The organism is Paenibacillus sp. LC231 (genome assembly GCF_001860525.1).
Classification (GTDB): domain Bacteria; phylum Bacillota; class Bacilli; order Paenibacillales; family Paenibacillaceae; genus Paenibacillus_AQ.
Genome location: NZ_JFOM01000049.1, coordinates 240,561 through 265,546, shown reverse-complemented (window position 1 = coordinate 265,546; position 24,986 = coordinate 240,561). Strand labels below are relative to the sequence as shown.

Genomic DNA, 24,986 nt, shown 5'->3' with positions numbered 1-24,986 from the left:
GGAAGAAATTCCATAACTAAGAAACTCATACATGCCATGCATAATTTCGAAAAAAAGGACCTGCTGCCGTTACTGCAGAAGGTCCTTGGATTAAGCTATTCGAGGAAATCCTTTAACCGTTTGCTGCGGCTCGGGTGACGAAGCTTACGGAGCGCTTTTGCTTCAATCTGTCGAATCCGTTCGCGGGTAACACCGAACACTTTGCCGACCTCTTCCAGTGTTCTGGTGCGGCCATCATCGAGTCCGAAACGAAGACGAAGCACATTCTCCTCGCGCTCTGTCAGCGTATCCAGCACATCTTCGAGCTGTTCCTTCAGAAGCTCGTAAGCTGCCGCGTCAGCAGGAGCAAGTGCTTCCTGATCCTCGATGAAATCTCCGAGATGGGAATCATCTTCTTCACCGATCGGCGTTTCCAGCGAAACCGGCTCCTGGGCAATCTTCATAATCTCCCGGACTTTCTCAACACTGAGTTCCATCTCGGCAGCAATTTCCTCCGGCGAAGGCTCACGTCCGAGCTCCTGCAGAAGCTGTCTGGATACACGAATCAGTTTGTTGATGGTCTCGACCATATGCACGGGAATTCGGATGGTACGGGCCTGGTCAGCAATAGCGCGCGTGATCGCTTGGCGAATCCACCAAGTCGCATACGTACTGAATTTGAAACCCTTTTTGTAATCGAACTTCTCCACGGCTTTGATCAAGCCCATGTTGCCCTCCTGAATCAAATCCAGGAACAGCATTCCTCGTCCGACGTAACGCTTCGCGATACTTACAACGAGACGCAGGTTGGCTTCAGCCAGACGGCGCTTGGCTTCCTCATCTCCCTGTTCAATCCGGTTGGCAAGTTCAATCTCATCATCAGCTGACAACAGCGGAACCCGGCCAATTTCCTTCAGGTACATCCGTACCGGGTCGTTAATTTTGATCCCAGGAGGCAGCGAAAGATCGTCGTCAAACCCAAAATCCTCATTATCATGGGATTCGGAATCTCCCGCTTGCCGGTGAGTACCCTCTTCATCATTCTCATTAACTACATCGATACCCAGGTCGGCCAGCTGTTCATAGAACTCTTCCATCTGCTCCGTGTCCTGATCAAATGGCGATAATTTCTCCATAATATCTTTATAGCTCAATACGGATCTCTTTTTACCCTGTTCAATCAACTGATCCTTGACTTGATCCAGCGTAAATTCCGTTTCTAGTTCAGTATGCTGATCATTCGCCATCATTCGACTCCCTCCTCCCTAGAAACAGCAATGCGCGGGGCCTCATTGTCTTTCTAGGGCGATAATCTCACTTGCAATTTGTGCGGCTCGCAAAAAATCACCTGAGCGCTCCGCTTTAATCATCTCTTCTTTTTTCTGGTCGATCTCTCTCTGCTGCGGAAATTTCAGCACCTCACGTATGCAATCATCGAGCACTTGAACATTCCACTCGGCTGGTGCTTCCATCATCATGATCGAGCTGACCGTCATTTCCAAACGATCGTCGTGGAGCGATGACATGAAACGGCTGATATCCGGAGATTTACCCTGTGCGTAAAAAGCATATAGATAAGCAGCAATTGCCGCATGATCCTCAATATTAAACGCTTCTCCCAGGCGATCGCCAACGTATCGCGCGGCCTCCGCATCCTGCAGCATCAGCGACAGCAGCCGCCGCTCTGCAGCATGGTAAGCAGGCAGAAGTACCGGGGCGGGCTGGCGCCCTTTTTTATGCCTACCATTATTCCACCTTTTTTCCTTATTATCCCCATCGCCCATCTTTTTTTGCATCGATTGCCGAAGCAGATTGCAATCCTGCTTAAGACTCTCGTAGGAAAGATGAAGCTCGGAGGACAATTCCCTCAAGTAAACTTCTCGTTCAGTCGAGGAATTCAGTACGGCGATAATGGGCAATGCCTCTTTGGCGTACGCAATCTTACCATCTTCTTCTAGCAGTATATGGTTTTTCTTCAGATATATAAGTTTAAATTTTGTTGTTGAAACAGCTGTTTCTACTACATGCCTGAAACGCTCGGCACCGAATTTGCGGATGTAATCATCCGGGTCCATTCCTTCGTTCACCAAAGCGATTCGTACTCTGAGTCCAACGCCTTCCAGCATTGGAATGACTTTTAACGCAGCAGCCATACCGGCTTTATCGCCGTCATAGACAACAACAACTTCTTCAGCCACCGATTTCATGATTGCCACTTGGTTTTCCGTTAGAGAGGTTCCCATGGTTGCCACACCATTCTGTAGTCCTGCTTCCCATGACGAAATCACATCGCCGTAACCTTCGAATAACAGAACTTGACGCAATTTGCGTATGGATGTTTTGGCCTGGTGCAGGTTGTACAATGTGCGGCTCTTATTAAATAGAAGTGTCTCCGGGGAATTCAGGTACTTCGGTTGACCGTCCCCCAGTATTCTGCCAGCAAACGCAATGACCTTGCCGCTGCGGTCATGTATCGGAAACATGATGCGTCCGCGAAAACGGTCGAGATAGCCTTCCTGTTCATTTCTTGCGGATAATAAACCGCCCTTTTCCATCTCTTTCAAGTCAAAAGATCGCTTCGTCAGGAACTGTACAAGCGTGTCCCAACGATCTGGAGCGTAACCGATTTGGAACTGGTCAATCATTTTGTCGCTCATTCCGCGGGATCGTAAATACTTCATGGCTTCCGTACCATGCTCCGTATTCTTAAGCAGGAAATGGTACAGCTTGGCGCTAAGCTCATAGGCTTCAATCAAACGTTCTTTTTCCGGATTACGAGGAATTACGGGAACTCCTTGACCTTCCGGCAACGAGATATCATTCTCTTCTGCCATTGTCTTTACGGCTTCGGGAAAAGAAAATCCTTCGATTTCCATTCTAAATTTAATGGCGTTTCCGCCCTTACCGCAGCCATAGCAGTAAAAGATTTGGCGTTCCGGTGTAACCGTAAAGGAAGGAGTCTTCTCTGAGTGAAACGGGCACAAGCCCTTCAGGTATTTCCCCTGTTTGGTAAGATGCACGTATTTGCTGACCGTGTCCACAATATCGCTCTTGGCCAGTACTTCCTCAATGACATCATCCGGAATATTACCTTGTCCGGTACTCATCCAAACCACCTTCATCTCTTTTGGCACGTAAATAGTATTCGCTACGGGTGGACATTCTCCTGCAATTCATGCAAAAGTTTTGTCAGTTTATGTTGAAAAAAACTCCGGTCTTCGTCAAGCAGCTTTTTGGGCCCTTTGCCATACTTTCCTTGCTTCCTCGCCTTAGCCTGATGGTGACGGGAATCCAGCATGAAATCGATATCCCCATTATGGAAAATACGACCACGAAAGGAAATCACATGGCATGATTTGGCAAGCGCAAGTGCAGCCAGTCCATAGTCCTGCGTTACCACGATATCCCCCCTGGATATGTGGTTAGCGATGTATAGATCCGCACTTTGATCACTCCGATCCACCTGGACCGTCGTAACCCCTTCTTCTGCCTGCTGCAGATGATCATAGGAAGAAACAAGCAGTACCGGCACACGAAATGTACGAGCTGTCTCTGCGATTTCCTTCTTGACTGGACATGCATCACCGTCAACCACAATCGAAATGGAGTTGCTTTCGTTCATTCGCATCACCGGCTCTTATCGTTAATCTTGGATTCATCTTTACGCTGTATATTATTATATACGTCTTTGGCAGATTAAAATCCTTCTTCTAAGAAAAACGTCTATCGACGTACTTTCACAGAAGACAGACCGCGTATAGCGGAAGTTTATCTTGCGAGATAAGGATGGTAAGCCTCTGAAGCTTATACTTTCATATCTCTTCAAATAACAATGACCCAGCACTTGCTTGATTCAGGCCGTTCATAGCGAAAGCGCCATCCCGTGCATAACCGCGGGCTGTCGCTTTCACTGAACAATGCATTATAACATTAGTAAAATCATGCTGTCACTACTACCACACCAATTTCGTGAAATCGGCGTATCGCTTCAAATCTCCATCGATACCGGAGAGCAGTGCGAGACGATTGGCCCGAACCGCTTCGTCCTCTGCCATGACCATAACGGAGTCGAAGAATCCGGTAATCGGTTCTTTGAGTCCACCCAGCAAGGACAATGAACGTTCGCCGTCAGCAGCTTGCAGCGCGGCATGATAATCTTCGCGAATCGCGTTCCAAGCTTCGTACAGCTTGCCTTCTTCCGTTTCCGTAAACAATTCTGGATTGACAGCAGCCTTGCCTGCCTTGGCAGCCAAATTGCTGACCCGGTTGAAGGATTCTACCGTCGTTTTGAAGTCTTCGACATGATCGACAGCATTCATCAGCGCATGACCGCGGGATACAACCGACACCACGTGATCAAATCCTGCGGTAATTACGGCATCCACCACATCATAACGCTGATCTTCGGACAGAAGCTTCTTCACGCGAAGTCCGAAGAACTCTTTAAGGTCCTTGCGGATTTCGTCCGTCGAGCGTTTCAATACGCGAATGTTCTCGTGAACCTCCAGGGCCACACCGAAGACATCCGATAACGTCACCGGGAGTTTGTGCTCCAGGATGATCTGAACGATGCCCGCCGCCTGACGGCGCAGCGCGTAAGGGTCCTGGGAGCCTGTCGGAATGATGCCGATGGAGAAGCAGCCCACGATCGTGTCGATTTTATCCGCAATGCTCACGATGGATCCGACCGAGGTGGAAGGCACCGCGTCACCGGCGAACCGAGGCTGGTAATGCTCAAACACCGCTTTGGCCACCTGCTCCTTTTCACCGGCTTTTCTTGCGTAATCCTCACCCATTACACCCTGCAGTTCAGGGAATTCGTAAACCATCTGGGTCACCAGATCGAATTTGCAAATATCGGCCGCACGGCTCACGGAATCTGCATCGTCAGCCGAAATGCTAAGCTTCGCGGACAACTGATCGGAAATCCGGCGGATTCTGCGGACTTTATCGCCGATAGTCCCCAGTTCCTCATGGAACACGATGCTCTCCAGCTTCGATAAGGCGTCTTTGATCTGAAGCTTCTGATCTTCCTCATAGAAGAATTTCGCGTCCGACAAACGGGCTCGCAGCACCTTCTCATTCCCTCTAGCGATAACGTCCAGGGAACGGCTGTCCCCGCTGCGCACCGTGACAAAGAACGGAAGCAATTGTCCCTGCTTATCCAGCACAGGGAAGTACCGCTGATGCTCACGCATGGAAGTAATCAATACTTCCTGCGGAATATGAAGGAATGAGGAGTCGAATGATCCGTACAGTACGGTTGGCGTCTCTACCAGGAATAATACCTCTTCAAGCAAATCATCCTTGATGGCGATATTCCAATCTTTCTCTTGGGCCAATGCCTGGATCTGCGACACAATCATCTCCTGGCGTTCATTCACGTCCACGATGACATGCTGTTCGCGTAATACGTCGCGATAAGCCGATGCCTCAGGAATAACGGCTTCTCCGCCAAGGAAACGATGTCCACGGGTCACGTTCCCAGCTTTCACGCCCGTAATTTCCAGTTCTATGGTCTCACTGCCGAGCAGAGCGACCATCCACTTAATCGGACGAACGAATTTAAATTCGTGCGCGCCCCAGCGCATATTTTTCGGGAAGGTCATCGAAGTCAAAATGCCAAGAAGTCCTTCAGGCAGGATCGACTTCGTATCCACGCCGACGCTGTTTTTCGTCACATAGATATACTCTACCCCGCCGAGCTCCTTAAACGTAAAACTCTCGGGATCAACGCCCTGGCTTTTTGCAAAACCAAGCGCTGCCTTGCTCCACTGTCCGCTATCATCCAACGCGATCTTGCGGGAAGGCCCCTTCACTTCCTCGCTGACGTCTTCTTGTTTATCCGCAACGTTCTGTACCCATACCGCCAAGCGGCGCGGCGTAGCATATGCCGTTACTTCTCCATGCCCGATTCTGGAAGCATCCAGCCATTTGACCAATTTGTCCTGAAGCTGTTCCATCGCGGCGCGCAGAAATCTCGCCGGGACTTCTTCCAGACCGATTTCAAACAATAAATCCTTAGACATGGTCTGCGCCCCCTTTCTTAATCAGCGGGAAGCCCAGCTTCTCGCGCTCTTCCAAATACGTGGCTGCAACCTGACGAGCCAGGTTTCGCACGCGCATAATGTATCCCGTTCTCTCCGTTACGCTGATCGCGCCTCTGGCATCCAGCAGGTTAAACGTGTGGGAGCATTTTAGTACATAGTCGTACGCCGGGAATACTAAATTTTGGTTCATCGCTTTATTCGCTTCTTCTTCATACATGTTAAACAGCGTAAACAGCATTTTAACGTCGGACACTTCAAAAGTGTATTTTGAATGCTCGAATTCCGGCTGATGGAATACGTCTCCATAGGTGATGCCGTCTACCCATTCCAGATCAAACACATTCTCTTTATCCTGGATATAGGATGCAAGCCGCTCCATTCCGTAGGTAATCTCTACAGCGACTGGACTTGCATCGATGCCGCCAACCTGCTGGAAGTACGTAAACTGCGTAATTTCCATACCATCCAGCCAAACTTCCCAGCCAAGGCCCCATGCACCAAGCGTCGGCGCTTCCCAATTGTCCTCAACAAAACGGATGTCATGATCGAGCGGATTGATGCCAAGACGCTTCAAGCTCTCCAAATAAAGCTCTTGAATATTGTCCGGTGAAGGTTTCAAAATGACCTGAAATTGGTGATGCTGATACAGACGGTTCGGGTTCTCTCCATAACGGCCGTCAGCCGGGCGACGGGAAGGCTCCACATAAGCCACATTCCAGGGCTCGGGTCCGATCGAACGCAAATACGTCATCGGGTTCATTGTACCTGCACCCTTTTCCGTGTCGTACGGCTGCACAATGATACAATTCTGTTCCGCCCAAAATTGCTGCAGCGTCAAAATCATCTGCTGGAAATTCATGATTTTTAGCTCCTTTACATTCTTTTTCAAATTCATTCCAACATACATATCGATTCTCTGTACAACAAAAAGCTCTCGCCCTACGCCTGTTGTACAGACATAGGGACGAGAGCTGTAGCTTCCCGCGGTTCCACCCTACTTGGCCCTGCTGCGTCGCAGACATAATCTTGGTCTTCAGCGATCAGCAAAACCCACTTTATCGTTTCATCATGCTCCCGGGTGCCCTGTTCATGAATATCTCCTACCAGGCTTCCACCACCCCCGGCTCGCTTTCACGGATCGATTATTCACTACTTTCCCGTTCAATGCATGTCAGTATTCAAAAAACTAATAAACTGATAAATATAATACCTCATTCTATACCTTACGTCAAATATCGTACTTGTCCATTTGATCCAAAAAATTTTGCGATTTCAAACGCAGCCCAAGCTGCATATCCATCAAAGCTCGCATGACCTTTTTGAGCTCGGCCTTCGTTTCGTCCTTCACATCCACATTGCCCAGCCGTCTTAAATCCAGCCGTCCAAATAGGCGCAGCAGCTTCAGCGTTCTGGGCGAGATCGCCGTTGCCGGCGGATCCAGATGTTTGCAGTAACGGCACAGGACGCCGCCAAGGCGGGGGCTCACCAGCATATCCTCGTCTTTTCTGGATTGATTGCATGAAATGCAAACATCCAACTCCGGCCCGTACCCTGCCGCCTGCAAAATTTTCATCTCATACAGATTGATGATAATTTGGGGATCCTTATCCTCCTGAAGGGCTTCCAGGCAGGCCTTAAGCTGATGAAACCAAAAAGCGCCCGTCTCCTCATCCTGCAGCACCCGATCCAAGAGCTCGCAGGCATAAGAAGCATAGGCGGCTTTGATAAGATCCTCCCTGAGCCCGTGGTGAGATTCCATAATCTCACCGGCGTTCAAGTTGCCGAGCCCGGTACCATTCCGGAAGAACACATATTCTCCATAAGTAAACAGCTGCGTCAGAGCAGCATGACGGCTTTTCACCTTCTTGGCTCCTCTGACCAGCACGCCTACCTTGCCCGATTCTTTGGTGCAAAGTGTAATGATTTTGTTCCCTTCACCGTAGTCCATGCTGCGGATGACGATCCCTTCCGCCCGATATAGCATGCGCTTTCCCCCAACCATTCCTGGAACAACCAATGATTACTCGTCTTCTTCATGCGGGGCCGCCTCATCTTCAACGGATGCAGCTGTAAGAACCGACTCACCCTCGGTTTCCTTATACAGCAAATACGCATCGACATCTCCAGTCATCGCAAAATACTTCCACGAAAAATCTCGCATTCGTATTCATCCTCTCTTCGGAAATGGCGTTTCGCATCTACGAAAATTAGGATGTGCGCCTAGAGCAGATTTATGAAATGCAATTGTTGGCAGGCGGCTGCCGTGTATGATTTCCCTCTGATTTGCACAGCGGCTCTATTATTCCCCGCGGTGAAATCCGAGATCGCGAAGTACGCGTTCTTGGTTACGCCAATCTTTTTTAACTTTAACCCAGAGCTCCAAGAAAATCTTGGACCCGAGCAGTCTTTGAATGTCCTGACGGGCTTGTCTGCCAACCTCTTTTAACAGAGCACCCTGCTTGCCGATAATGATACCTTTTTGGGAGTCGCGTTCCACAAAAATCACGGCTGAAATATATACGGTTCCGTTCTCTTCCACCCGCATATCCTCAATCGTAACCGCAATGGAGTGAGGAACTTCCTCTCTTGTCATGTGCAAAATTTTCTCGCGAATCAGCTCTGCGCACACGAACTGCTCCGGATGATCCGTCACTTGGTCTTCAGGATAATACTGCGGGCCTGGAGGCAAGTATTTCTGAATTTGTTCAAGGAGCGTGTCGACATTGTTGCCCAGCTTGGCGGAAATCGGGACGATCTCTGCAAAATCATGCAGCTTCCGATACTGCTCAATCAGAGGGAGCAGAGCGGGCGGCTCAATCTTATCGATTTTGTTCATGACCAGGATGATCGGAGTCTTGATTTTCTGCAATTGCTCGGCGATGTAACGGTCTCCCCCGCCGATGCCCTCGGATGCGTCTACCAGAAACAACGCGGCTTCAACCTCGCCCAGCGTGCTTAAAGCGGTCTGGTTCATGTAATCCCCAAGCTTGGATTGACGTTTATGAATGCCCGGTGTATCCAGAAAAACCACTTGGGATTCGTTGGTCGTATAGACGCCATGTATTTTATTTCTTGTTGTTTGCGGTTTGTCCGACATGATGGCAATCTTTTGACCGATCACCTGGTTCATCAGTGTTGATTTCCCTACATTCGGTCTTCCGATAATAGCCACAAACCCGGATTTAAATTGTTTTTTTTGCATACCATTCCTCCGCTACTGTTCCTGTATCTACATGTTGTTGTTTTTAAACCTTAGTTCGATCCTGTTCAATTGCAAACTTACTGTTTGTTTAAATCCCAAGGACCAAACGCGCCCGGCAGCAGTTCACTGACGGTCGTTTCCTTGATGTCACCCTTCATATTCCCCATGATCACCTTCATATCGGGTTTGCACAGCTCCACCAGCACTTGCCGGCATACCCCACACGGCGTACACGGGCCATCTGTATCGGCAACGATGGCAATCGCCTGGAAGCTCCCTGCTTCATGGCCATCGGCAATCGCACGGAACAATGCCGTGCGTTCAGCGCAATTGGTAGGACCGTATGCGGCATTCTCTACATTACATCCAAGATGTACCTCTCCGCGCGAATCGAGCAGAGCTGCCCCTACACCAAATGTTGAATAGGGTATGTAAGCTCGCGTACGTGCTTTAATCGCTTCCTGCATTAACAATCCTGCATCCATATCCAGTTCCTCCTAATGTTCAACTTGTCATTGATTGTATCCATTCCCATACCGGTTCATAGAAGACCAGAATGCCGATTACGACGGCAAACACCGCTGCAACTAACGCTGCACCGGCTGCTGTGTCCTTAGCCACCCGAGCTAAAACATGTTCTTCTGGCGAGATCAGATCGATAATGGCCTCTACCGCAGTATTTACCAGCTCCGCGATAAATACGAGGGCAATCGCCAATACCAAAAACAACCAGCTCATTCGGTCCAATTGCAGCAAAGCTGCTGCGATGAATACAATCAAGGCAGCAGCAATGTGGATTTTCATATTGCGTTCCGTTTGTACAGCCGTCAAGATGCCGCGGATCGCGCACCCAAATGCCCTGTATAACGATTGTCTGTGCGGCTTCACTATCTTGTCAATCCTACTTCTGCAAGTACAGCCTCCTGCTTGCCCATCATTTCCGCTTCGCTCGCCTCATCCTGATGATCATATCCGAGCAAATGCAGAAATCCGTGAACAAACAGAAAACCGAGTTCCCGTTCCAAGGAATGACCGTATTCTTCGCTTTGCAGCTTTGCCCGAGGGACCGAGATAATGATATCACCCAGAACATCCGGCACGCTCTCCAGTTCTTCTCCTTCATCAAGCTCATAAATGATCTCGAGCTCATCGTTCGTAATCTCATTCATCGCAAAGGAGAGGACGTCGGTCGGACGATCGATTCCCCGGTACTCCCGGTTCAATTCATGGATCTGTTTATCATCGACAAAGGTCAGATCAACCTCGCCGTCGGAAACGCCTTCAGCCTCTCCGGCCTTCTGAAGAATCACTTCAAGCAAGGCGATCAAATCCTCGCTAATCTGAAAATCCTCTTGTTCATTATTCCATGCCAGCTGCAGGCTCATTCTTATACGCTCCTTCTCTGTTCCTCACTCGTTGCCGATGTCTCGGAAGCGGTCGGGTTATCTCCATTTGGCGCTGTCGGCTTGGGACGCTTCACATCTTCAGGATACTCGATCCGGGAATGGAAAATCCCCATCACCGTCTCCTTTAACGTCTTGGCGATAATATCCAGTTCCTTCATCGTTAAATCGCAATCATTAAACTGGTGGTCATCCAGACGGCCTTTGATGATCTTCTCGATCATCGATTCAACCTGTTCCACCGTCGGTTTACGCAATGAACGAACAGCCGCTTCCACGCTGTCGGCTATGCCGACAATCGCGGATTCCTTGGATTGAGCCTTCGGCCCTGGATAACGGAAATCATCTTCGGTGAAATCCAGTTCTATGCCCTGCTCCTCCGCCTGGCGAACCGCTTTATGATAAAAATAGTGTAAAAACGTTGTGCCATGATGCTGCTCTGCGATATCTCGTATCGGTTTAGGCAGCTTGTACTCCTTGAGCATTTCCACGCCATCCCTTGCGTGTGCAACGATAATGGATTTGCTCAGCTTCGGTTCAATGGAGTCATGCGGGTTCTCCATATTGTTCTGATTCTCGATAAAATAGATCGGACGCTTGGTTTTTCCAATATCATGATAGTAGGATCCGACGCGGCACAGCAGTCCGTTGGCGCCAATCGCTTCTGCCGCCGCTTCGGACAAGTTTCCGACCATGACACTGTGATGATAAGTGCCCGGCGTCTCCGTCAACAGTTTGCGGAGCAGCGGATGGTTCGGGTTCGATAATTCCACCAGCTTCAGTGCCGACAAAATACCGAAGGTGACTTCGAAGAACGGCATTAACCCGATGACCAGGATGGCCGTTAACAATCCGCCCGCGATCGCAAAACCGATCGAATACAGCGTTTCACTCGTGGTCCACGTATCGTTATTGAGCAGCAGCATGATGAACACGATCAGCGCGCCGAAGAGAGATGCCATAATGCCGCCCTTCAGCATGGTTGACCGCTGACTCGCCCGATGGATAGAGAAGATCGCCACGCATGAAGTCACGGCCGCGAATAAACCAAATTGGAAATCAAACAGCTCCCCTTGGACATTCAATATGACACTCGCCATGATGCTGAAAATAATGACGCTGAAATAGGCAAGCGAGATTTCCAGCAGCAGGGTTACCAAAATTGCGCCAATCGCGACGGGTGCAAGATAACCCACATATATCTGGGAATCACTCTGCAGAAATGCTGTCAAATGCATGGTGATCAATGTGATCACATACACCAGTACCAGCATTAACAGCTGCGAGTTGTTGTATTTAAATTTACCGGGATCCGATTGCCGGATGAACATTAGTATGCCGAGGGACAGCAAGATCGATAACAACAAGACCCCTAACTCAGGCCAATAGTTGATATCATCTTTCAGCAATCCGTTTTTACCAAGCAGCTCATACATCTCGGGTGTAATGAGTTGACCCTTAGCCACAAGGATATCCCCTTGTTTAATAAAGACAGGTGCGGTATTCTCGCGTTTTTCAACCCTTGCTTCCTTGGTCGCTACTTCGTCAAGAAATTTGTTTGGGGTGATCGCAAGTCGAGACAGCTCTTGAACAACTTCTCTTGAGGTACGATCGTTCAATCGACTTGTGCTTACCATCTCTGCAACCCGTGCCCGGGCTGTTTGCGCATCAAAGATCTCGTTGAGCATCAGCCTGGATACGATATCCCGGGCGACCGTTTTCATCTCGATAATCTCTTCGGAAGTCAGTCTCGGCAGCTTAATAAAAGTCTCTTCAGGAATCCGATAGGTCTGTTCATCAATGACACGCTGCATTTCTTCAAGCAGCTCTTTGGAGTAAGCTTCATTCGTGCTGTTGGCCGACACGAAGTTTTGCACGAATTCTCGAGCCATCCTCGGAATTTCATTACGATAAATTTCGACCTTTTCGCCAGAGCTGATATCGACGTCCTGATTCAAACGTTCAATGCGGTCAAGGATTTGCGTGACCAGAACGTCATTCCGCAGAGGAACGAGAGGGTAAATCGGCTGGACGTTCTCCGCCGCCGCCTCCTGTGCCTTTAGCGTTGCCTTGCTATCCTCAATTTGCACGGGCGCCACGATATTCTTTTCGCTTTTCGTATTGACCTGTATGTCATAGCGTTCCGGCAAAAGCTTGGATGCTAGACTGATATAAAAGAGTAAAGCAAGCAGCAAAAACAGAATATAGCGTGTTGCCACGCTATATTTCCATCCGCTGTTTTTACCCCATATGGACTTGTCCGTCGATGGTTCTTTGGAGGCCATTGCGACAATCCCCTTTAATCTTGGTTTTCTGCTGCTTTATCATAAGCGACGATGATTTTTTGCACTAAAGAGTGACGTACAACATCCTGTTCGGCAAAATAGACGAATCCGACTTCCTCAATTCCGCTTAATATCGATTTAGCTTCGATAAGTCCTGATTTCTTGCCCCGCGGCAGGTCAATCTGGGTCACGTCCCCTGTGATGACCATCTTCGAGCCGAATCCAAGCCGTGTCAGAAACATCTTCATCTGTTCCGGCGTGGTGTTCTGTGCTTCATCCAAAATAATAAATGAATCATCCAGCGTCCGCCCGCGCATGTAAGCAAGCGGCGCAATTTCAATCAATCCACGCTCCAGCGCCTTGGCCGTTTGATCCGGGCCCATAACATCGTATAAGGCATCGTACAGTGGTCTAAGATAAGGATCAACCTTCTCCTGCAGATCACCCGGCAGGAAGCCCAGGCTCTCTCCAGCCTCTACTGCCGGCCTTGTCAGAATGATCCTTTTGACGGAACCTTCCTTCAGGGCGGCAACAGCCAGAACGACAGCCAAGTAGGTTTTCCCTGTTCCGGCAGGACCGATTCCGAATACAACATCCCGCTTTTTGATGGTGGTCACATAGTGCTTCTGACCGATGGTTTTTACACGAATAGGCTTGCCCTTGAAGGTTGTCGTGATTTCGCCCTTGTACAGATCCAGCAATTGATCAGCTCTCAGATCCTTGGCGAGTTCTACAGCATAAAGGATATCACGCTCGGTCAAAATGTAGCCGTTGCGCACAAGCTGGAGCAGCACTTCAAACAGCTGCTGAAGACTCTCCACATTTCGATGTTGTCCACGAATCGTGATGACCGCTTCCCGTGAATCTATCGTCGCAGGAATTTCTTTTTCGATTAATTTAAGAAATGTATCTTGTGGTCCGAATAACGACAGACCTTCTGACGCGCTTTGAAGTAAAATTTGAATGCTGGTCGTTTGCTGTGACAAATAGCCTCATTCTCCTTGATCGTATACTATGGGAAGTTCTTTCGCGATGGTCTCTTCCACCTCAAAAAGCACTTTCATATAAACTTTACCATTCTCTTTCTTATCATGCAAAATTTTTTGGCTTACAAATCTTGAATCGGTCCCATATTTCGCCAAAATATCCCGGCGTGCCCCCTCGATTCCCTCTTTTTTCGCTTCATCCTCGCTTATGGTCCGCTGCACCTCGGTAACCTCCATGATTTTTTCCGTCATCCAGCCCAGCGGAAGCACGCGCGTCCTCCACGTAAGCGGATCATAGAAGGTCAAGGTCTCCTGCTGCGAAAACGGAATATCCCCGTAGCCCCACAACTGGACGGCCCGATCGCCAAATACGATATACGAACGCTTCTTTCCTTCCCCCGTATACACCTTATGGGTCTTCACCAATGGGATTTCGATATCGTATTCATGCCATACAAGGCCCTTCACTTCCCCTTTGGCTACAATTCGTTCCGAATTTTCCTCGTCCCCAAGGACACCGGAAATCAGAATGTCGCCTTTCTTCACCCGGCTGTTAATCCCTACTTTCGGGACCCCCTTCTCGGCGTAAATATGGGTGATCACAGCGTCCTGCGTACTGATTAGATGCCTCGGGCTCTGGAGCGGCGGTTTCTCCGGTACGGCCGCCTCTACGATCTGGATGCGAATGCGCGTCCCTTTGCGTTCCACCCCTACCCATGAAGTCCCCGGGAGGCGGGCGGTCATATTTCCGGACAGCTTGTCCATCGATTGCAGCTTGAATATCCACTGAAACGGATAAATGCCTTCCAACTTGGCCGCATCAAGCACATCTTCCGAAGCGATCGTTTCATTCCCCTCGACTTCCACGTTCCACACCATCGAGGAAAGCGTGAGCAGGATCATAAAAAACGCAACAATGCCGATAACAAACGCTTTGCGTATCAACAGACGGCGAGCTTTGAAGGGGTATCCGTAACGCCCCTTGATCCGCGTACGGCAGCCTGTCCGTTTTAACAGCGGCCGGAGCTCTTTGAAATCCTTCAGCAGCAGCTTAAGCTCTGCTGAGTGGGCCCCTGTCGGTGTTACATCCCAAACCGGAATCCCCGCCTCCGCCAATGAATTGATGAATGCTTCCACATGCTCACCGCGAACAGCGAGCTTCAAATATCCTCGAAGATGGATCATCGTCGGAATTTTCACGGTTTCTCCCCCGTTCCTATGTATTGAATATGATGAATGGTGCCAATGATGGTCACTTCATGGCTTTGAATAGCCTGAATCGCAAGTCCGGTCCCCGAAATCTCCAAAGAACCCTGCGTTAAAGACAACACAAGTCGTTCCTCGGAAAAATGCCGGACTCCGCGATGATTTTCGATATGCAGCTCTTTATTGCCAATCAGGGTCAACCGCGGCAAATCAAATAACAGGTCCTGTGGCAAATCAAGCATCTCTTGGGTCCATTTCTGCAGCTTGCGGCTGATGCGGGACATATGGAGACTTTCCCCCTTCCTGTACTGTACACCTTATGCCCCAGGAAGCCGTTTTATGAGATCAAAAGTAAAAAGACCGCCCCGTCAAAAAAATCTGACAAGGCGGTCTCCTGCTTCTATGAATCTATGAATTGTATCTTTACGCATATCTTATTCAAGTAATCGGGTCGAATGTCCCTTATGAATCCGCCAAGTTAACGACGAGGATTCATGGGGCGCTTGGCACGCGGAGTTCCCAGAATTTCGGCCCAAACAATGCCGTTTCGAGCTTGTTCTGCAAGAAACGATCCACTGCCCCTGGACTGTTCATGATCTTCATCCCGGCTTTCGACAACCGTTTCAGGTAATGCGATGGTCATCCGGTTCAAATTCGAGTGAATTCGGTTCAAATCCCGCTCCATCATCTCGAGTCTATGATCTATGCTGTCAGGTCGAGACCTCATCTCTTCCTCACGTCTGGCTCGGTCAATCTCTTGATGTTCAAGAGAGTATCCGTTGCCGGTATCCATTTCTTCTTCATCCATCCGCTCGATCCGGGTGCTTTCCTGAACAGGTGCTGGACGGGAGACTTGCGGAGTCGTCTGTACCCGTCTTGCTTCATGCCGCTGCTGCCCCGGTCTTGCAGGACGATCCCCTTCGCCGCCGAAGGACGGCATACGAGGGTTTTTCCCCTCCTCAGGGTTCTTGCCGCGTCTTCCGAGGGCGGAGATAATGAAGAAGCCTATAACAGCTACAACGTAAAAGTTTTCGATTAACCAGCTCACTATAGGCTCACCTCATCGTTACTTGGTTTTGTTGTCCCCGGAATTGTCATTATTCTCACCCATCTTACCGAAGGAACCCCTCATCTGCGTGTCGGCTTCGATATTCTTCAGGTTCATATAATCCATCACGCCCAATTGGCCGCTGCGAAGCGCTTCAGCCATAGCCAGCGGAACTTGGGATTCCGATTCCACAACGCGTGCTCTCATCTCTACGACGCGAGCCTTCATCTCTTGCTCTTGGGCTACCGCCATCGCGCGGCGTTCTTCCGCCTTCGCTTGGGCAATACGCTTATCGGCTTCCGCCTGTTCGGTCTGCAAGTAGGCGCCGATGTTTTTGCCTACATCCACGTCCGCGATATCGATGGACAGAATTTCAAATGCTGTTCCCGCGTCGAGTCCCTTGGACAGAACCGTTCTCGAAATCAGATCCGGATTTTCAAGAACATCTTTATGCGAATTACTGGAACCTACCGTCGTTACGATCCCTTCGCCGACACGAGCAATAATCGTCTCTTCGCCAGCACCCCCGACCAAACGGTCAATGTTGGCACGAACGGTAACACGAGCCTTAACCTTCACTTCAATACCGTCTCTAGCAACAGCTGCTACAACCGGTGTCTCGATAACACGCGGGTTAACGCTCATCTGAACAGCCTGCAGAACATCGCGTCCTGCCAGGTCAATCGCAGCAGCTCTTTCGAATTCGAGCGGAATATTCGCACGCTGGGCTGCAATCAATGCATTAACCACCCGGTCAACGTTACCGCCTGCGAGATAGTGACTCTCAAGTTGGTTAATATTCAGGCCTAGACCTGCTTTTGTCGCCTTGATGAGCGGATTCACGATCCGGCTCGGCGTTACGCGCCGCAGTCGCATGGCCACCAATGTAATAATCCCGATGCGCACGCCGGAAGCGATCGCCGAGATCCAGAGCATTAACGGGAAGAAACTGAAAAACACGCTTAGCACAATGATCGCGACAACCCCGATTAGTAGTACTGGTATCAAAGAACCATCCATATTTACTTTACCCTCCATTTTTAAAATATTTACGTTTCTCACTTGAACGCTTAAACATTAGCCCATTTAATACTACACAATTCCGTGACGAGGTTCACCCTTTTTCTTCCTCTACGACAATTCTGGTGCCGTCCGTCTTGATGACGCGGACCGGCCGACCGGAATCGATAAATCCTCCAAGGGTAACTACATCAAGGCGTCGCCCCTCAAGCTCCATCGTTCCAGCTGGTCGCAGCGGCGTTATCGATGTGCCGACCAGACCGATAAGTACATCCCGGTCTTCATTCGGAATATACCCTTGCTCTTTGGATAAGCTGTCGCTGAGAATAAACTTCCGCCATATTCCCCGTTCCTTAAATACGAGAGCGACCACGATGATAGCCACCAGAGCACAAGCCGCCCCAATACCCAGGGACAGAGCCACATGAGACGTGCTGTAGGCAGCCATAACAACGCCGGCAATCAAGCTGGCTGATCCTATGATGCCCAGTATCCCGAAGCTTGGCACAAACAGCTCCATCGCCAGCATCACGATACCGATCACAAACAGCAGCCAGTTCTCCCAACCGGCAAATCCTGCGACCTGGTTACCGAAGAAATACAGTACAAATGCGGTCACCCCTAGAATGCCCGGCACACCAAAGCCCGGAACTATCACTTCGATAATGACACCTGCAATACCGATGAAGAGCAGGAGCGCCATGACACCGGGATGCGTTAGGAAGGTAGCCAGCTTCTCTGAAAAGGTCTGCTCCATCCGAAATATGTCCTGCGTGGAGTAGTCCATCCACGTGATAACTTCTTCTGTGCTGTTCGCAATCGTATCCGCATAACCCGTCTTCAGCGCTTCATCATGCGTCAACGATATGATCTCCCCGGGTTGCTTCGTCAAACCGACTTCAGGTAGGTCCATCTTCATCTTGAGATCAGCCATCCCCTTGGCAATCTCCGGATTTCGACCTGAAGCTTCAGCGGCACTCGCCATGCTTGTTTTCCACCAGGAAACCATCTTGGCATCCTCGATCGGATTCCCCCTGGCATCCACCATATAAGCCGCGCCAATCATGCTGCCTTCCGCCATGGCAATCTTGTCTGCGTTCAGCGCAATGTAACTTCCAGCCGATGCGGCATCACCCGTGATGTGAGCCACAATCGGAATATCGCTGGCCTTCATCAAGGATGCAATTTTACCCGCTTGGTCGACCAGGCCTCCCGGCGTATCAATTTCCAGGATGATCAGTCCAGCCCCCATCTTCTCGGCTTCCTTAAATCCACGCTCCATGAAGCTGGTTAAGCCGCGCTCGATCTGCTGCTTGACCGGAATGACATACACCGATCCGATGTTAGCAGCCACCGCGGATTTCATCGGACCTACATACATTCCGATTGAGATCAGCATCATAACGACGGCTGCCGTGAATGTCAGGATTTTGCGGATCCAAAACGGTCTGCTCATCTGTTCCCCTCCTTTTCGACGTATTAAGCCATCTGTACCCTATACTTCGACAAAACGGGTTCAGCGACCTGCCTTTTGCATAAGCATATGTATCTACTTGCCCTCATATGGTAGTTACTACGAATCAGAAACGATTTCGTTTCAAAAAGTATGCCCATCCTTAGAAAAAACCATCGCCAAGAGGCGGTTCATGAATACATCCCCCGGATAAAAAGAAAAAACACCCCTTGAGAAAACAAGGGGTGTTTCACTTATGTTGTTACAGAAATTGTTGAACAACTTGATTGACAAGCTTTCCATCTGCACGCCCTTTAACTTTCGGCATGAGAGCGCTCATTACTTTACCCATCTCGGCTTTTGAAGAAGCACCGGTTTCCTGGATGGTCTGCTGTACAATGACTTTAATTTCTTCTTCAGTAAGCTGTTCCGGGAGGTAGGCGCTTAGGAGCTCAATTTCTGCTTTTGCATCGGCGGCAAGATCGTCGCGTCCCGCTTTTTCAAATTCTTGGAGGGCATCTTTGCGCTGTTTGATTTCACGACTAAAAATATCAAGCACTTCGTTGTCATCCAAACTTCGTTTCAAATCTATTTCAAGATTTTTTATCGTCGAACGAACCATTCGAATCGTTGAGAGTTTGAACTTGTCCTTACTCTTCATCGCTTGCTTCATATCTTCGTTCAATCGTTCGCTAAGATTCATGCTAGTTCAGATCCTCCTAAAACTTTCTCTTACGAGCAGCCTCGGACTTTTTCTTGCGCTTTACGCTTGGCTTTTCATAATGCTTGCGTTTCTTCACTTCAGCCAATACGCCATCTTTAGCAATGGAACGCTTGAAGCGACGAAGTGCAGCATCAATTGTCTCGTTTTTGCGAACTTTAGTTTCAGACACCAGTTTTCCCTCCCTCCGACCAGACCGTCCAAGAGCATTAACACGGTTCATCAAACTTCATTATAGGGCAAACGGAAATAAGGTGTCAACCTTAGGCGTCTATTTTACAATAGTCGCAGGAATTGGAACAACCCCGCCACGACGTTCCGCTGCGAGGCTGATCTATTTCTTCATTGGCCTAATGTTATGTATGCGCGGGCGAAATGCCTGTTAAAGCGCCTAAACGGCGACCGCCCATCAGATGATAGTGCACATGAAACACCGATTGTTCCCCGTCAGGTCCGCAGTTGTTAATTAATCGATAACCGCTCTCCGCAATGCCCAGCTTGGCAGCGGCTTCTTTCGCCGCTTTGTGCATCTCGCCAATCAACAGCAAATCTTCATCCTGAATATCGTTCATGGATGCGATATGCTTCTTGGGAATAATCAGAACATGAACCGGCGCCTCCGGGTTAATGTTTTGAAATACAAGCACCTTATCATTCTCGAGCACTTTCGTGGAAGGAAGCTCCCCCTCTACGATTTTACAAAAAAGACAATCCATCACGGTTACCCCTTTCATACGTTTACATGCTTTTATCATATAAGAAATTAGGCAGTGCGTCCAATAGATGACAATGAGACATACGCAAAAAAAAGAGAAGCACCACTGGAACGCAGCTGTCCAGTAAGGAGGCGCTTCATCACGAGAGCAAGGGAAAAGATTGGAGTCTCTCATGATCAAGCGCCTGCCCGGTGCTTCTTATATATGTCGGCTTATCTGTACTATAACAGCGCCATGTAGCTGTTTCCGTGATTTAGATCACATCAACCGTGCTACATCGATTCGATCGCAAGCTGTGATCCGGCTCCCGCTTGCTCCGCCGGCCGTACGACCAGCTTCCGCGGCAGACGCGCACGAAGCTCTGGCACATGACTGATGATGCCAACGGTCAGCTTATCGGTATGGAGTCGCTCAAGCGCGGTGATGACCGTTTCCAGCAGCTCCGGATCCAGCGTACCGAACCCTTCGTCGAGGAAAAAGAACTGCAGCGGATATTGCCCGCGCAGCTGAATCTGTGCCGAGAGTGCCAAAGCCAAGGCCAATGAGGTCAGAAATGTCTCGCCGCCCGATAACGTGGATACCGGACGCCGGACGCCGCCGTTGGCATCGTCCCGAATGACGAAGCCTCCACCGGAATCCACCTCAAGCGAATAGCGCTGCTTGGTTAAATAACGAAGACGCTGGGAAGCCGACTGACTCACCTGCATCAGTTGTTCTTCCGCAATATATTCAACAAATGCGTTTCCGCGCAAGCAGGACTGCAGTTTGGACAAGCGCTCGCTCTCTCGTTGAAGGTTAAGACGCTGCTCTTCCAATTCCATAAACCGGATGTGACGTTTGTTCAGGTCCTCCAAGTCACGCTCGGCTCGGGCTCTCGCCTGAAGGGCCTCCTCATCGGCTGTACGGGCCGCCTGAAGCTCGGCTGTGCACCGTTCCCACTCTTCTTCATGAAAAGGGCTCGCACCAAGCTTCTGCTCGACGTCGCGAAGCCTCAGCGTCCATTCCCGCTGTCCTTCCCGATGGGCTTTCACTAACTGTGCGCATCGTTCACTTTCTTCCGCGCTTAAACAGGCTTCCAGGACGGCAAGCTCCGTAGCGAACGGTGAGGCTGCCAGCTGGTTCACCCAGTCAAGCTTGGCAGCCTGATGCTGCTCCTGCGCAGATCTCTCAGCCTGTTCTGCAAGAGCCGCTTCCTTGGCTGCATGCTGAGCCTTCTCTTCTGCCTTCCTGCACTCGCTTCTGGCTTGTTCAGCAGCTTCCTTCAGCAGGGTCGCTCTGGTCCGGCATTCACCGAGCAGCTCTTCAGCCGACCGGTCGCCGATCCATGCCCGGAGACGCTCTACCTTATCCTTCAGTCCATCCGCCTTTCCCTCTCGCTGAGCATCCCATTGAATCAGCTGCTTCTCCAGCTCACGAAGCTGCTGCTCCAAGCGAAGGACGGCCTGCTTCTTCTCCTCAATAAATGGAACGCTGCGCTCCAGCCCTTCCTTTATGGACTCGGCTTCCGCATCCTTCTCTTGCATGAGCTGAAAACGGCCGGCTGCCTCCTCCAGAGAGAAGTCCGGCTTAACTTCCTGCCAGGAGGTTAAAATGCCTTCAGCTTCAGCTTCCAGTCCTTCCAGCTGATCCCGAAGCTGGTTCCAAGTCATTTGACCATTCTCAAGCGCGGCGCTCTGTTTCATAAGCTCCTGCCGGCATGTGGAGAGGCTCTGCTGTACCTTGGACGCTTCCTTGCGGCATTGCCCGATGGCTGCAGCCTGGGTTTCGGCTGCTTTTATGAGCCATGCCGTGTCTGAAGCCAGCTTTTCTACATCGTACGTTTTATCAGCGGCTGGTATCGTTGACACCGCTGCCTCCATCCATCCTTGTTGCTCCTGCCCGGCTAGTTTGACGGCAAGCAGCTCGTCATCTGCATACGGCTCAATCTGCGAACGCGTTTGGCTTGCCAGCGCTTCCGCTTCATTCAGTTGCCCCCGCAGGGTTAATCTGGCCTCCTGGATCTGATGAATGATCTGTACCAGCTGATTCAAGGTCTCATCGAGATGATCTTCAGGGTGCCCTGATGAGGCAGCAGGCTGAGGATGATGTTCACTTCCGCAAACCGGACAAGGATCTCCTTCCCGAAGTTCGGCGGCGAGCGAAAGGGACAGCGCATGAAGCTGCTTGTTGCGAAGCGAGTCGCTCATCGCCTGGTTTACCTGAGCTGCCGCAGCCGCCATCCGATCGGCAAACGACGAGGCTTCGGCTGCATCACGCTGCAAGCTGTCAGCTTGCACGGAGAGCTGTATGTAGTTCCGCTGCAATTCTTGCTCCTGCTTCTGCAGGGCAATAAGGCTTGCTTCTTGCTCCTTCAGCTTGCTCTCCTGCGATTTTAACTCGAGCTCAGCCTTTTGCTTCCGTCTGCCGGCTGACTCAAGAGCTTGGACCTTCTGCATCGCCATATGAAGCGCCTGGCGCTCACCAGAGCGGATCTCAAGCCCTTTCAGCTTGGTCTGCAGCTCCTCCTGCCGCTTTTGCCCCCGTTCGAGCAGCTCCTGTTCCTTCTGCAGTTGGGCAGTTACTCCATCAAGCTCTTTGCGTGCGTCCACTCGCTGAGCATCCAGCCTAATCAGTTCTTCACGTAATCCGTCACGTTCCCGCTGCAATAAAACAGCTTGCTCCAGCTGCTGCTCCCGAAGCACCAGCTTCGGCTCCTCGGCCCGAAGGGCTGCCTGGGCAGCTTCATCCGCCTTGACGGCTTGCTCCGCCGCGTTCTGAGCGGATGCGGCTTGCGCGGTGAGTCCTTCGGCAATTTGCCTCCGATATTCCCAGGCCTTGCCGGATTCGCGCCAAACTTCAAGCGCAGGAAGAACAGCGGCTGCCGCCCCTGTCAGCTCAAGCCGTCGTTCCAGCTGCTTCATCTCTTCCTCATGAAGGGCAAGTTCATCCAGCTTCCCTTGGAGTCGACGTTTTTCCATATCCAACTCACGGATTTTCCCCATAGCTTCATGGGCTTCAATGGCGGCCTGGAGAAGATTCCGTGATGACGCCGCGTGTTTCTTGGCATCCTCCAGCACCGTAGTCGCTTCCGCCAGAGCTTCTTTGCCTGCACTGCCCAGCCCTTGCTGCTCGGCTTCGACGGATTTCAGCGAACCCTCTGTATCCTTCACGCGGCGGCTGAGCTTGATCGCAAGCTGGTCTCCGTACCGTTCCAAATGAAACAGCCGCTGAAGCATCTGCCGACGCTCACTCCCCTTCAGGGAGAGGAATTCAGCAAACTTGCCTTGAGGAAGAACGACCGCACGGGTGAAATCATCCATTTTAAGTCCGATTTTCTCTTCTACGCAGCGGGTGACTTCGGCCAGTTTATCCGCCATCACCTGATCCCCATCGGGGGTAACTTGGATAAATCGACTCACCGTATTGCTGATGGAGAGCTCATTGACCCGTTTGAATCGGCGCTCTACCCGGTATCGCTCCAGTCCGGCAGCGGATGACAACTCAAACGTAAAAGAGACGGACAAGCTGTCCTCCGAATGGTTCATGATGCCCTGGGTTCCGTTAACCGCACGCTCCACCTTTCCGTACATGGCTAAAGTGATAGCATCCAGCAGTGTGGATTTCCCGCTTCCCGTCGGTCCGAAAATACCGAAGAGTCCGGTTTCGCACAACGTCTCAAAATCAATCTCCTGCGGTTCTCGATAACTCTGCAGTCCGGATAATTTCAACAAGATCGGTTTCATCTACGACTTCACCTCCGTCCCGTCAGGCTCCTCTTCCTCTACAAGCTCCAGAAACAAATCGACCAGATGATCCTCGGGCTCCGCCCCGCCGGTTTGCCGCTGGTAGAACTTTCGGAACAGGTCCGGCAGCGGCAGCCGGGAGCGCTCGCTCTCCAGCTCCAGCGCCTCCATCTCCGGGTAAACCGGACGAATGTGAACAATGCCGTCCCTGCTCTTTCGTAGTCGCTGAATGTCGGCAAGCCCCATGGCCTCTGTTAGGGATACCTCTAAATCGATGAATGCTTCAGGATCACGCCCCTCATCCAGCCACCGATACACTTCTTCCAGGCCGCCTTTGGCCTTCCAGCGAACAAGCGGGCGGCCGCTGCTAAGAAACAGCTCCTCGATCACGGGGGCTCCTCCTGGCGATACGTCAACCAGGGTCACCGATTTGGCCTGTCCCGCTTCCGAGAAGCTATAGGCCAGCGGTGAACCGCTGTAGCGGATGATCTCCTCCCCTTTTACTGCCTGAGAACGATGCAGGTGGCCAAGGGCCGTGTAGGATGCACCTACAGAAAGTGCCAACGGGTCAACCGTGTACGCTCCACCGACCTGAATCGGTCGCTCGGAATCGCTCTCGACGCCGCCAAGCACATAGATATGGCTCATGGCCAGATTGACCGTCTGCGGAGAAAAATCCTTCGCCATCTTCCTCATCAGTTGTCCGACTCTCTCGCTATAGGCACGGCGGAGCTGATCCTCATCTCCATCGATCGAAAGCAGCTCATTGAGCCTGGCCTCCGACGGATATGGGAGTGCCGCAATCTTGGCCGTTTCTCCGGTACGTGCCGCTGCAACAGTGACCGCATCGGCAATAGGTGTCCCGATCAGCGTTATGCCTCTGGTTGCAACAAGCGGCGTGACCGACGCAACCCGTTCTGGCTGATCGTGGTTCCCTGCAATGACCACCATAGGGCGCCCCCCTTCCGTAAGCCTGGCGGCCGCGTCGTAAAACAACTGCTCTGCCGCCGCAGGCGGATTTACGGAATCATAGACGTCCCCCGCCATAAGGATCAGATCGGCCTGCTCTTCGTCTGCCAGCTTAACCAGCTCATCCAGAAAGCGCTCCTGCTCGGCAAGCCTGCTCCGCCCTTCGAGCGTGCGCCCCAGATGCCAGTCTCCGGTATGCAAAATACGCATTGCTAATCTCCTCTCC

At 50.8% G+C, this 24,986-nt stretch carries 23 protein-coding genes; all 23 read right to left on the bottom strand.

What is annotated here, in order from left to right; all coding sequences use genetic code 11:
- Positions 1 to 95: 95 nt before the first annotated feature.
- Positions 96 to 1,226 carry an RNA polymerase sigma factor RpoD gene (gene rpoD / locus AK95_RS26700; protein WP_071223068.1) on the bottom strand — a complete coding sequence of 377 codons (1,131 nt, stop codon included), beginning with the start codon at positions 1,224 to 1,226 and terminating at the stop codon, positions 96 to 98.
- A 42-nt stretch (positions 1,227 to 1,268) separates the two neighbouring features.
- Positions 1,269 to 3,086, bottom strand: coding sequence for a DNA primase (gene dnaG / locus AK95_RS26695; protein ID WP_071222947.1), 1,818 nt, complete (start codon positions 3,084 to 3,086; stop codon positions 1,269 to 1,271).
- Positions 3,087 to 3,127: 41 nt separating this feature from the next.
- Positions 3,128 to 3,607, bottom strand: a complete 480-nt coding sequence (locus AK95_RS26690) for a YaiI/YqxD family protein (protein WP_071222946.1) — start codon at positions 3,605 to 3,607, stop codon at positions 3,128 to 3,130.
- Positions 3,608 to 3,932: 325 nt separating this feature from the next.
- Positions 3,933 to 6,008 carry a glycine--tRNA ligase subunit beta gene (gene glyS / locus AK95_RS26685; protein WP_071222945.1) on the bottom strand — a complete coding sequence of 692 codons (2,076 nt, stop codon included), beginning with the start codon at positions 6,006 to 6,008 and terminating at the stop codon, positions 3,933 to 3,935.
- Positions 6,001 to 6,888, bottom strand: coding sequence for a glycine--tRNA ligase subunit alpha (gene glyQ / locus AK95_RS26680; RefSeq protein WP_071223067.1), 888 nt, complete (start codon positions 6,886 to 6,888; stop codon positions 6,001 to 6,003). The genes glyS and glyQ overlap by 8 nt, the downstream gene beginning before the upstream one ends.
- Positions 6,889 to 7,257: 369 nt before the next feature.
- Positions 7,258 to 8,013 carry a DNA repair protein RecO gene (gene recO, locus AK95_RS26675; RefSeq protein ID WP_071222944.1) on the bottom strand — a complete coding sequence of 252 codons (756 nt, stop codon included), beginning with the start codon at positions 8,011 to 8,013 and terminating at the stop codon, positions 7,258 to 7,260.
- 36 nt (positions 8,014 to 8,049) lie between these two features.
- The gene (locus AK95_RS33670) at positions 8,050 to 8,190 is read right to left on the bottom strand and encodes a YqzL family protein (RefSeq protein WP_074961956.1); all 141 of its coding nucleotides are present in this window, start codon (positions 8,188 to 8,190) and stop codon (positions 8,050 to 8,052) included.
- Between the two features lie 138 nt (positions 8,191 to 8,328).
- Positions 8,329 to 9,231 (bottom strand): GTPase Era, encoded by a 903-nt coding sequence (gene era / locus AK95_RS26670; protein ID WP_071222943.1) that lies wholly within the window; start codon positions 9,229 to 9,231, stop codon positions 8,329 to 8,331.
- A gap of 77 nt (positions 9,232 to 9,308) precedes the next feature.
- Positions 9,309 to 9,716 (bottom strand): cytidine deaminase, encoded by a 408-nt coding sequence (gene cdd, locus AK95_RS26665; protein WP_071222942.1) that lies wholly within the window; start codon positions 9,714 to 9,716, stop codon positions 9,309 to 9,311.
- A gap of 19 nt (positions 9,717 to 9,735) precedes the next feature.
- Positions 9,736 to 10,119, bottom strand: coding sequence for a diacylglycerol kinase family protein (locus tag AK95_RS26660; RefSeq protein ID WP_071222941.1), 384 nt, complete (start codon positions 10,117 to 10,119; stop codon positions 9,736 to 9,738).
- Complete coding sequence (ybeY, locus tag AK95_RS26655) at positions 10,119 to 10,616, bottom strand: rRNA maturation RNase YbeY (protein ID WP_071222940.1); 498 nt, start codon at positions 10,614 to 10,616, stop codon at positions 10,119 to 10,121. Before ybeY ends, AK95_RS26660 begins: the two co-directional genes overlap by 1 nt.
- A gap of 2 nt (positions 10,617 to 10,618) precedes the next feature.
- Positions 10,619 to 12,919 (bottom strand): HD family phosphohydrolase, encoded by a 2,301-nt coding sequence (locus tag AK95_RS26650; protein WP_071222939.1) that lies wholly within the window; start codon positions 12,917 to 12,919, stop codon positions 10,619 to 10,621.
- A gap of 14 nt (positions 12,920 to 12,933) precedes the next feature.
- On the bottom strand, positions 12,934 to 13,905 hold the full coding sequence (locus AK95_RS26645; RefSeq protein WP_071222938.1) for a PhoH family protein: 972 nt from the start codon (positions 13,903 to 13,905) through the stop codon (positions 12,934 to 12,936).
- Between the two features lie 6 nt (positions 13,906 to 13,911).
- The gene (gene yqfD, locus AK95_RS26640; RefSeq protein WP_071222937.1) at positions 13,912 to 15,105 is read right to left on the bottom strand and encodes a sporulation protein YqfD; all 1,194 of its coding nucleotides are present in this window, start codon (positions 15,103 to 15,105) and stop codon (positions 13,912 to 13,914) included.
- The gene (gene yqfC / locus AK95_RS26635) at positions 15,102 to 15,395 is read right to left on the bottom strand and encodes a sporulation protein YqfC (RefSeq protein WP_071222936.1); all 294 of its coding nucleotides are present in this window, start codon (positions 15,393 to 15,395) and stop codon (positions 15,102 to 15,104) included. The genes yqfD and yqfC overlap by 4 nt, the downstream gene beginning before the upstream one ends.
- A gap of 194 nt (positions 15,396 to 15,589) precedes the next feature.
- The gene (locus AK95_RS26630) at positions 15,590 to 16,159 is read right to left on the bottom strand and encodes a hypothetical protein (protein WP_071222935.1); all 570 of its coding nucleotides are present in this window, start codon (positions 16,157 to 16,159) and stop codon (positions 15,590 to 15,592) included.
- A gap of 18 nt (positions 16,160 to 16,177) precedes the next feature.
- Entirely contained in the window at positions 16,178 to 17,179 is a 1,002-nt protein-coding gene (floA, locus tag AK95_RS26625; RefSeq protein ID WP_071222934.1) for a flotillin-like protein FloA, read from the bottom strand.
- 94 nt (positions 17,180 to 17,273) lie between these two features.
- Entirely contained in the window at positions 17,274 to 18,635 is a 1,362-nt protein-coding gene (locus AK95_RS26620) for an NfeD family protein (protein ID WP_071222933.1), read from the bottom strand.
- 259 nt (positions 18,636 to 18,894) lie between these two features.
- Complete coding sequence (locus AK95_RS26615; protein ID WP_006209020.1) at positions 18,895 to 19,335, bottom strand: GatB/YqeY domain-containing protein; 441 nt, start codon at positions 19,333 to 19,335, stop codon at positions 18,895 to 18,897.
- A 16-nt stretch (positions 19,336 to 19,351) separates the two neighbouring features.
- Positions 19,352 to 19,525, bottom strand: coding sequence for a 30S ribosomal protein S21 (gene rpsU, locus AK95_RS26610; RefSeq protein WP_005547957.1), 174 nt, complete (start codon positions 19,523 to 19,525; stop codon positions 19,352 to 19,354).
- Positions 19,526 to 19,709: 184 nt separating this feature from the next.
- Positions 19,710 to 20,069, bottom strand: a complete 360-nt coding sequence (locus AK95_RS26605; protein ID WP_071222932.1) for a histidine triad nucleotide-binding protein — start codon at positions 20,067 to 20,069, stop codon at positions 19,710 to 19,712.
- A 272-nt stretch (positions 20,070 to 20,341) separates the two neighbouring features.
- Positions 20,342 to 23,791 carry an AAA family ATPase gene (locus AK95_RS26600; protein ID WP_071222931.1) on the bottom strand — a complete coding sequence of 1,150 codons (3,450 nt, stop codon included), beginning with the start codon at positions 23,789 to 23,791 and terminating at the stop codon, positions 20,342 to 20,344.
- On the bottom strand, positions 23,792 to 24,970 hold the full coding sequence (locus AK95_RS26595; RefSeq protein ID WP_071222930.1) for an exonuclease SbcCD subunit D: 1,179 nt from the start codon (positions 24,968 to 24,970) through the stop codon (positions 23,792 to 23,794).
- Positions 24,971 to 24,986: the final 16 nt, after the last annotated feature.

Bases quoted from the DNA above. Each gene is read 5' to 3' on its own strand.
- ybeY (WP_071222940.1), bottom strand. From the start codon at position 10,616: ATGAGCCTGCAGCTGGCATGGAATAATGAACAAGAGGATTTTCAGATT.
- floA (WP_071222934.1), bottom strand. From the start codon at position 17,179: ATGGATGGTTCTTTGATACCAGTACTACTAATCGGGGTTGTCGCGATC.
- AK95_RS26620 (WP_071222933.1), bottom strand. From the start codon at position 18,635: ATGAGCAGACCGTTTTGGATCCGCAAAATCCTGACATTCACGGCAGCC.
- AK95_RS26605 (WP_071222932.1), bottom strand. From the start codon at position 20,069: ATGGATTGTCTTTTTTGTAAAATCGTAGAGGGGGAGCTTCCTTCCACG.
- cdd (WP_071222942.1), bottom strand. From the start codon at position 9,716: ATGGATGCAGGATTGTTAATGCAGGAAGCGATTAAAGCACGTACGCGA.
- yqfC (WP_071222936.1), bottom strand. From the start codon at position 15,395: ATGTCCCGCATCAGCCGCAAGCTGCAGAAATGGACCCAAGAGATGCTT.
- glyQ (WP_071223067.1), bottom strand. From the start codon at position 6,888: ATGAATTTCCAGCAGATGATTTTGACGCTGCAGCAATTTTGGGCGGAA.
- AK95_RS26650 (WP_071222939.1), bottom strand. From the start codon at position 12,919: ATGGCCTCCAAAGAACCATCGACGGACAAGTCCATATGGGGTAAAAAC.
- AK95_RS33670 (WP_074961956.1), bottom strand. From the start codon at position 8,190: ATGCGAGATTTTTCGTGGAAGTATTTTGCGATGACTGGAGATGTCGAT.
- AK95_RS26690 (WP_071222946.1), bottom strand. From the start codon at position 3,607: ATGCGAATGAACGAAAGCAACTCCATTTCGATTGTGGTTGACGGTGAT.
- recO (WP_071222944.1), bottom strand. From the start codon at position 8,013: ATGCTATATCGGGCGGAAGGGATCGTCATCCGCAGCATGGACTACGGT.
- AK95_RS26595 (WP_071222930.1), bottom strand. From the start codon at position 24,970: ATGCGTATTTTGCATACCGGAGACTGGCATCTGGGGCGCACGCTCGAA.
- glyS (WP_071222945.1), bottom strand. From the start codon at position 6,008: ATGTCTAAGGATTTATTGTTTGAAATCGGTCTGGAAGAAGTCCCGGCG.
- AK95_RS26600 (WP_071222931.1), bottom strand. From the start codon at position 23,791: ATGAAACCGATCTTGTTGAAATTATCCGGACTGCAGAGTTATCGAGAA.
- dnaG (WP_071222947.1), bottom strand. From the start codon at position 3,086: ATGAGTACCGGACAAGGTAATATTCCGGATGATGTCATTGAGGAAGTA.
- era (WP_071222943.1), bottom strand. From the start codon at position 9,231: ATGCAAAAAAAACAATTTAAATCCGGGTTTGTGGCTATTATCGGAAGA.
- rpoD (WP_071223068.1), bottom strand. From the start codon at position 1,226: ATGGCGAATGATCAGCATACTGAACTAGAAACGGAATTTACGCTGGAT.
- AK95_RS26615 (WP_006209020.1), bottom strand. From the start codon at position 19,335: ATGAATCTTAGCGAACGATTGAACGAAGATATGAAGCAAGCGATGAAG.